The sequence below is a fragment of the Aquimarina rhabdastrellae genome, assembly GCA_947387485.1.
GTDB lineage: Bacteria > Bacteroidota > Bacteroidia > Flavobacteriales > Flavobacteriaceae > Aquimarina.
In genome coordinates this window covers 260,456-269,271 of the sequence record CANDNT010000004.1, presented here as the reverse complement: position 1 = coordinate 269,271, position 8,816 = coordinate 260,456, and the positions used below count along the sequence as shown (strand labels likewise).

The window sequence follows — 8,816 nt, the reverse complement described above, 5'->3', positions numbered from 1 at the left end:
GTTATTTACCAAACTAAGGGAGTTATTCAATAAACGACGGCATTGGGCAATAGAATGGATTGTTTGGAAACTGAACCAAACTCTAATAGGATGGTTGAATTATTTTTCAATAAGTAAAACCACACATATTTGGGATACCGTAAAGATCATTAAGAAGCATCTGGATTACAAGCTTTATAAATGGATGAAAGGAAAAGGAAGAAAAGCGCATCGGGTGCTTCGCCAGCATCCTTATGAAACTTTAGTTAAATGTTATAAACTATTGGACATAGAGAAGTATGCCCGCTTGAAAACACTTTCTAAAGCGCAATGAAGAACTCTATCGGTAAGCCGTATGAGCGAAAAGTTCACGTACGGTTTGATGAAGGGGGCACTGATAGTTCTAAAATATTAATATCTTTAGAAGATATAACAGACTAGAACTATCAGGTTCTACTCTACTACTTCATTAGAATAGAATTATGGGATATGATGCTTATGTAAGATGCAATTGTTATAAGGAGGGAAAGGCAACAAATCCTCCTTGTTCAACTGACTTGATCAAAGATGATGATCTAGAATTTCTATACATAGACGTTAATTATGGAGATGACCCAGAGATGGTTACTGCATTTGAGAATTGGACTTCTAATGGTGCTTGCGAACATCAAGACATGGAGATTTGCTCAGAACGTTTAGCTAATATTAGTGGAATGGCAGCTTTTAGAACTATCATTTCCGAATTAGGCTTTGAAAAATACCCGATTCTTTCAGAACACCTACCAGAATCCAATGGCGGACATCTACCTGTTGAATACGCGAATTTAATGGAGCAAGAATTGGAGAATTTGAAACAAGAGGATTCTAATGAAAGACTTGTTGTTTTAAATGAAGTAACAACCAATCAAAGAATTCAATCGACAAACTCAAATTATGAAAAACCGTTTGTATTTACCGGATATAACAAATTGAATTACACAATCTCTAAAAATGGATTTAAGGTTTTTCGCAATAGAAAATTCTTTGGAAAGGAATTTAGTACAGAAGAATTCAGATCTGAGAAATTCACGCAAAAAAAGATAACCGATAAAAAGTATCTGTTTACAGATTATAGTACAAACAAAACTTTCGAATCAGAAATTAATCTTTTTTCAGATAAGGATTTTTCTGATGATTATTTTGAATTTGAATTGAAAGAAATAAATGCATCAATTGCTGATGAGTATGCCTATATAATTGAACCGCTTTTAAAACTGACTAAAGCATCTCAAGAAACAGGAAATCCAATTGTATGGTGTTAATCAATATAAAACGAATGCACAACGTTCTGTGTATAGTGCCCTTTTGGGATACGCTCTATACACAGAATGTTGTAAACCATTATAAAAAAATGAAAAAAACATTATTAATATTAATTTTAAGTTCTATAATCAATTCTTGTAATTCCAGAAAAAATAATAATTGGGAAATATATAAGAAAAACGTAAAAGAACTTTTTAATAGTGGAGAAATTCAATTAAATAAAGGAACCTCAATTGAAAAGTTAAATGAATTTGAACGAAAATTTTCTATTGAGCTTACAGAGGATTTTAAAGAATTATATTTAAAAAATAATGGAGAAAAACAAGGTTCTAGTTTTATTATGGGTTTAAGATTTTTATCTCTAGAAGAAATTGAATCTGAAATGATTTTATTAAAAAAAATAACTAAAAAGTATAATGATTTTTCTGGAAAAACAATTCCTGAAAATTCAGTGAAAAAAGTATATTATAATGAAAAATGGATTCCATTTATAGCAGATTCTCAAGGTGCATATTTAGCTTTAGATTTATCTCCTGACAGTGCTGGCACAAAAGGACAAATAATTAATATAGGAAATGATGAAAATGACCATTTTATAATTGCTAGTAATATTAATAATTTATTCTCCATGATAAATATTCTTATCACTGAAAAAGGATTGAATAAACAAAATGTTAGTCACTTAACCGATGAATTAAAAGGAGAAATTATTAAAGGTTATTTTAAACCTACAAATTATAAAGTAGAGATTAAAAAAAGTAAATAGAACACAAGATAAATTAAACATATAAAAAAACAATTTACAACTATACCTATAATTAATATGGGCTTTTGGCATAAAATCAAAGGTCTGTTTAAATAAAGAAGTCCACCAAATCTTTTGATTTGACTTTAAAACAGAAAGATAAAACAAAAGTTTTGGCTAAGTACTTAATCGAAAAGCAGTCGCTTTTTAATCCTGTACTAACTATAGTGGAGACGTTATAGGCAATACTAAATATGATATTAGAATATTTCAAAGAAATATTAATAAATGGATCAGATAAAGCTAAACACAAGGCAATGTCTGGCGCAAATCCAGAATTACTCAATGTCGAAATTTTCTATCTCTTATTTGATCTTTTGAAAGATAGTAGTTCTCACAATCGCTTTTTTGCCATATTTCATTTGATTGATAAGTTCTCTAAATCTCTTGCAAGTGTTGAAGGTGTTTTGATTGACGACATTTATAACTTATTATTTGATGAATTTGCACCTGTTGCAGATAGAGCTACTTGGGCTCTAAGTATTATTGGAGATAAAGCACTTGATAAGTTGATTGAGAAATATTACTCTGGGGCAATCGATACTAAAATACGAATTACTTATGCCATTGGTAGAGGAAATTTTAGTGAAAGAACTAAAGATAGAGTTAAAATCTTATCGACTGGACTTCAATCAGAAAATCAAAATTTAAGATTTACAGCAATGTGTGAGATGATGTCCAATACACCGATTAGCCCGTGGAGTGAAAGTGAATGGAATTCAACTCAAGATAAGAACATTGATTTTGAGGAAATTTATGATAAAATTTTGCCTGTTGCTAAGGAGTTCTCAAAACTAGAAAACGAAGAATATAAGAACTTTTCGAATAGATACATTAATTGGATAGAAAAAAGAAAAAGTATATAACAAAGGTAGCCGTTGCACAAGTCAATAATGATAAAATATAAAGAAGGAGAAAAGCTCTTTAAAAAGGCTTTTGTTATGAGATAGGGCTATTTAATTGATAAAATTAAAGTTCCTTAAAAGAGATATAATACGCTCCTAATTCAACATATAGCGTTTTATAACTAGGTGTTTTGATTTTAGTAATACTCTTGCTCAGGTTTTTATTAGGCAGTCCAAGTTTTGTTATAACAATTTATAAAAGCTATTTACTTTTATCAGATATAAAAAAAGATCACAGTTTATACTGTGATCTTTTAAATAAATTATTTTTTGTGTAAGATATATTAAATATGCTCTAAAAGTACAATTGTAAAAGGAGAATCGATTTCGATTGCATTACCTACTACTTTTACTTTTTGACCAGAATAAGCATCATTTACTATTTCACCTTCTTTAAATAATCCAAAAACAGGTATTTTTTTCTTTCCTGGTGTTAGGTCTAAACCAACTAGAACTTGATCTAAAAAGTCATCTTTATGATAAGTTCTACTAAATAAGTAAGGAGTATCAGATAGTTTTTTATGAAAACCAGCACCTATGGCAGGGTGGTTTTTTCTGAAATTCCCCAGTTTTTTCCAGTGCTCTAATAATGCTGAAGTTTCTGGAGTAGCAATATCTTTCCAATTCATATTAGAACGAAGCGTAGCATCACCTTCTGTTCCAGGGATTGTTAAAGAACGTCCTGTTTCATCACCATAATAAATTTGTGAGATACCAGGAGTAAGTAATAACTTAGTTCCAGATTCAAAAGTTTTTTCTCTTAGTTTATCAAAAGGAGCCCCATCATCATGAGAACTCACATAGTTCATCACTGTTTTTCCGCCTAATTCTTTTTGAATAATATCATTATAATAGCTAAAGATTTCTTCATAACCTTTGGTAGCATCATATTTGAATTGAAAATTGATTAAATTATCAAAACCATGGGCAAAGTAATCTACTTTTCGATCACCAAAATCATAGAAACGTTTTCCACCGATTCCATAACCATATAATTCACCTAAGAAATAAAAGTCATTATTATCCAATACAGCTTCAGGATTGTTCTCTTTCCATGTTTTAAAAGCTATTTGACATTGTTCTTCTAGTGATTTCCATACATCTTCTTCTACATGTTTTACAGTATCAACTCTAAAACCATCTATACCTAATTCACGAACATAATCTGTAAGCCATTTGATAATATAATTTTTTGGAGCTCTTACCAGACCAGATGTTTCAAAAAAGGTATCTAGTTCTGCTAGCTCTTGTTTTAAACGTCCTTCTTTTTTCCATTTATCAATAAGAAATTGTGGTAATTCGACAGTTTCATTACTCTCGCTTTTTACATCTGGTAAATTTTTAACTAGTGTACATGTTACAGCAGTTTCATAATCTTTATAAGTACATTGAGGTGTAGTTCGCACCCAAGATTCTGGCCAAACCTTATCGGTATCTGTAACAGGTCCTGTATGATTTAATACAACATCCATTAAAATACGAATACCGTGTTTATGAGCAGTTGTAACTAATTTTTTTAAATCTTCATGGGTTCCAAAGTTAGGGTCTATATTAGTCCAATCTTTGGTCCAGTATCCATGAAAACCATAGGTACTTCCTGTTCCTTCGTCTACACTATCGTGAATTTGTTCTTGTACAGGTGAAAACCAAATAGCATTTATACCAAGATCACTAAAATAACCATCTTCTATTTTATTAATTATTCCTTGAATATCACCACCTTCAAAACCTCTTAAAAGACCAGTTTCTTTTGTTCTGTTTAAAGTGATATCATTATCAGGGTTACCATTATTAAAACGATCTGTTAATAAGAAATAAGTATTTGCTGCGCTCCAAACAAAATCAGGTTTGGTAATTACAGCAGTTTTTTCTGTTTTGGGAGTTGGAGTAACAGTGGTATTTTCTGTAGCTTTTGGATCGTTTTTACACGATAAAATAAAAGCAGCAGATAGGGTATAAAGTAGTTTAGTTCGCCTTTTCATTTTAATAGGGATTAATATTGTATAAAGGAATTATCAATAATAGTAGTTTTTATAGAGAATTAAAATTGTTTTTATTGTAAAAATTATATTGTTTTAATGAATAACTAATAATAAAAGGATTTATTTTTTAATAAAGTAACAACGAAAACGTTATAGTGTTTTTTGTTGTAAAATGTTAGAAGTATAAAAAAATCATCGATAATGTATTTTTTTTATTTTTTTTTGAATTAAAAAAATGTTCCTTTGGTGTCAAAATTTTAAATTATGAGTAGACTTAAGTCTTGGATATCTGCAGCTCGTCTTAGAACATTACCTTTATCTATATCGGGTATTATTGTAGGCTCAGCTGTAGCTTTGGCACAAGGTATGTTTAATGGAGAAATTTTTGGTTTAGCAATAATAACAACATTAGGGCTACAAGTGCTTTCTAACTTTGCCAATGATTATGGAGATGGTGTAAAGGGAACAGATAACGAAGAGCGAGTTGGTCCTATGAGAGCTTTGCAAAGTGGTGCGATTTCTAGAGTGGAAATGAAAAAAGGAATTGTAATAACTGCCGTTTTAACCTTAATAAGTGCAATAGCTTTGATATATCTAGCTTTTGGGAAAGAGAACTTTTTATATTCTATTTTCTTTTTTGTTTTAGGATTGTTGTCTATTGTAGCTGCAATTAAATATACGGTAGGAGGATCGGCTTATGGATATAAAGGATTTGGAGATATTTTTGTATTTATCTTTTTTGGATTAGTAAGTGTTGTTGGGAGTCATTTTTTATATGTACAAGAACTTGAATATCCTATATGGTTATTAGCTTTTGTAATAGGAGCATTAAGTAGTGCGGTGTTAAATCTCAATAATATGAGAGATCACGTAGGAGATAAAAAATCAGGAAAAGAGACTTTGGTAGTAAAATTAGGTTTTACTAATGCAAAAATGTATCATTATTTTTTAATTATAGCTTCCTTATTTGCGTGCATACTTTATGTATTGATGTTAAGTACTATTCATTGGAAAAATGCATTACCTTTTATAGCGTTTATTCCATTAGGTATTCACACTTTAAAGGTTTATAAGACTCAAGAACCTAAAGCCTTAGATCCCGAATTAAAAAAGGTGGCTTTAAGTACGTTTTTATTTGCTTTATTATTTATGGTTAGTGCCATCGTTTAAAATCAAAATATTAAAAATCATGAAAATCACTTTTTTAGGACATAATACTTTATTAATAACAATAGAAGAAAAACAAGTACTTATTGATCCTTTTATCTCTGGTAATCCTTTGAGTAAGGATATAATCGATATTAATGAGATAAAAGCTGATTATATCTTGTTAACGCATGCACATCAAGATCATATATTAGATGCAGAAGCAATTGCAAAAAATAATAATGCAACTATTGTATCCAATTTTGAAATTACTTCGAATTATGAGAAAAAAGGAATTAAAGTACATCCTATGAATCATGGTGGAAAATGGAATTTTGATTTTGGAACTGTAAGATATGTTAATGCTATTCACACGAGTAGTTTTCCAGATGGAAGCTATGGGGGGCAACCAGGTGGTTTTGTTGTAGAAGCTAATGGTAAAGTTATATATATTGCAGGAGACACTGCCTTAACTATGGATATGAAATTGATCCCGATGCAAACAACTCTGGATTTAGCGATTTTACCAGTTGGAGATAATTTTACTATGGGAGTTGATGATGCAATCATAGCAAGTGATTTTGTAGCATGTGATAAAGTATTAGGAGTGCATTATGATACTTTTGGATATATAGTAATTGATAAAGAAGAGGCAAAAGAAAAATTTGCTTCAAAAAACAAAGAATTGATCCTTTTAGAAATAGGTCAAGATATTACCATATAATATGATCAAAGCTAGTTATCACAAACATATTTTAGAGTTTAAAAGACCCAGCGGAACGTCTAGAGGTGTTCTAAAAACTAAAGAAACTTGGTTTTTAGTTTTACAAGAAGGCGCTAAAAAAGGTATAGGCGAATGTGGGATTTTAAGAACACTAAGTATAGATGATCGTCCTGATTATGAAGAAAAACTTAAATGGACATGTGAGCATATTCACTTAGGAGTTGAAGCCTTGTGGGAAGCATTAAAAGAGTTTCCTAGTATCCAGTTTGGTGTAGAAATGGCATTCAAATCTCTTGAGAATGAAAACCCATACGAATTATTTCCATCTCTATTTACTTCAGGAAAAGCAGCTATTCCTATCAATGGATTAATATGGATGGGAGATAAAGCTTTTATGAAATCTCAAATTGAAGATAAATTAAAAGAAGGATTCGATTGTATTAAGATGAAAATAGGAGCAATTGATTTTGAAACAGAATTAGAGCTGTTGTCATTTATCAGGTCACAGTTTTCAAAAGATACAATAGAGCTAAGAGTTGATGCTAATGGAGCTTTTTCTCCTGATACAGCTTTGACGAAGTTAGCTGCACTGGCTCAATATGATTTGCATAGTATAGAACAACCAATCAAACAAGGGCAACTAGATGAAATGGCTGATTTATGCAAAGAAACACCATTCCCCATTGCGCTAGACGAAGAATTAATTGGTGTTTTTGATGTAACAGAAAAGCAAAAACTATTACAAACAATACGACCACAATATATTATTTTAAAACCTAGTTTAATAGGTGGTTTTAAAGGAACCAAAGAATGGATAGACATAGCAACGTCTATGAATATAGGTTGGTGGATAACAAGTGCCTTAGAAAGTAATATAGGTCTTAATGCAATTGCACAATTTACCTATACACTGCAAAGTGATATGCTTCAGGGATTAGGAACAGGTAGTTTGTATACAAACAATTATGAGAGCCCACTAGAAGTAAAAAAAGGACAATTGTGGTATGATCCATCAAGAGTATGGGAAGTTCCGTTAATGAATTAAATAAGAATAAGAAATGTATATAGAACAAGGATTTAAAGGAGAATTAGGGTATTGGAAATATTTACCAATTCCGATACTGTTTTTCGGACTTATGGGACTTAATTATTTAGTTATAGAAGTTATGCATGTTGATGTTGAAGCATTAATGGCATCGCAAATAGAAGCTAAGGGAAAGAATCTATTCTTTTTTGAAAATATTGTTCCTTTTGCCTTATTCTTAGGAGCTTTGTTCTTTTGGGTAAAATATATACACAGACAATCATTGCTATCGTTTACAACAGCTAGAAAAAAAATAGATTGGAAACGATTCTTTTTCTTATTTGGGTTAATGGGAGGCTTTGTGATTTTATCTATTGGAATAGATTATATGAATAGCCCTCAAAATTATGAACTTAACTTTCAATTAGTACCATTTTTAATACTAATGCTCATTGCTGTTATTTTTGTACCAATGCAAACGAGTTTTGAAGAGTACTTTTTTAGAGGCTATTTATTACAAGGGTTAGGAGTGATTTTTAGAAACCGTTGGGTTCCTTTTATACTTACATCAGTTTTGTTTGGATTAATGCACGCAGCAAACCCAGAAGTAGATAAAGTAGGACCTATTATGATGGTATTTTATATAGGTACAGGATTGTTTTTAGGAATAATCACTTTAATGGACGAAGGTCTAGAATTGGCTTTAGGATTTCATGCCGCAAATAATTTAATAGGAGCACTACTAGTAACGTCAAATTGGACAGCATTTCAAACACACTCGATATTAATTGATGTTTCTGATCCTAATACCGGTTTTTCTATCATTTTACCTGTGTTTGTATTATATCCTATTTTGATTTTTATTCTTGCCAAAAAATATAAATGGAGTGGATGGAAAGAAAAATTATTTGGAAAAGTATATCCATTAGAAAATAATGAAAATCACTGA

Annotated in this window: 9 protein-coding genes; 8 read left to right on the top strand and 1 reads right to left on the bottom strand. The window is 30.6% G+C overall.

Translation table 11 applies throughout. The features are described from left to right. The 4 genes from ACYEKI_RS09690 to ACYEKI_RS09675 all read left to right on the top strand — a co-directional run. On the top strand, nt 1-313 hold a 313-nt coding region (locus tag ACYEKI_RS09690; RefSeq protein WP_459210990.1), incomplete at its 5' end, for a group II intron maturase-specific domain-containing protein. Between the two features lie 148 nt (nt 314-461). After that, entirely contained in the window at nt 462-1,280 is an 819-nt protein-coding gene (locus ACYEKI_RS09685; RefSeq protein WP_459210989.1) for a hypothetical protein, read from the top strand. 89 nt (nt 1,281-1,369) lie between these two features. Next, nucleotides 1,370-2,047 carry an SMI1/KNR4 family protein gene (locus tag ACYEKI_RS09680; protein ID WP_459210988.1) on the top strand — a complete coding sequence of 226 codons (678 nt, stop codon included), beginning with the start codon at nt 1,370-1,372 and terminating at the stop codon, nt 2,045-2,047. Between the two features lie 296 nt (nt 2,048-2,343). Then, on the top strand, nt 2,344-2,952 hold the full coding sequence (locus tag ACYEKI_RS09675) for a HEAT repeat domain-containing protein (protein WP_459210987.1): 609 nt from the start codon (nt 2,344-2,346) through the stop codon (nt 2,950-2,952). Nucleotides 2,953-3,275: 323 nt separating this feature from the next. On the opposite strand, the gene ACYEKI_RS09670 is transcribed toward ACYEKI_RS09675, so the two are convergent. Then, entirely contained in the window at nt 3,276-4,973 is a 1,698-nt protein-coding gene (locus ACYEKI_RS09670; protein ID WP_459210986.1) for an alpha-amylase family glycosyl hydrolase, read from the bottom strand. Between the two features lie 264 nt (nt 4,974-5,237). Here ACYEKI_RS09670 and menA point away from each other — a divergent pair, with 264 nt between their 5' ends. From menA to ACYEKI_RS09650, 4 genes are read left to right on the top strand one after another with little or no spacing between them, the layout of a single operon-like run. Continuing rightward, complete coding sequence (gene menA, locus ACYEKI_RS09665) at nt 5,238-6,143, top strand: 1,4-dihydroxy-2-naphthoate octaprenyltransferase (RefSeq protein WP_459210985.1); 906 nt, start codon at nt 5,238-5,240, stop codon at nt 6,141-6,143. Nucleotides 6,144-6,162: 19 nt separating this feature from the next. Then, the gene (locus tag ACYEKI_RS09660; RefSeq protein WP_459210984.1) at nt 6,163-6,843 is read left to right on the top strand and encodes a metal-dependent hydrolase; all 681 of its coding nucleotides are present in this window, start codon (nt 6,163-6,165) and stop codon (nt 6,841-6,843) included. Nucleotides 6,844-6,847: 4 nt separating this feature from the next. Continuing rightward, a complete protein-coding gene (locus tag ACYEKI_RS09655; RefSeq protein ID WP_459210993.1) occupies nt 6,848-7,888 on the top strand; it encodes an o-succinylbenzoate synthase in 1,041 nt (346 codons plus the stop codon). 13 nt (nt 7,889-7,901) lie between these two features. Further along, nucleotides 7,902-8,816, top strand: coding sequence for a CPBP family intramembrane glutamic endopeptidase (locus tag ACYEKI_RS09650; protein ID WP_459210983.1), 915 nt, complete (start codon nt 7,902-7,904; stop codon nt 8,814-8,816).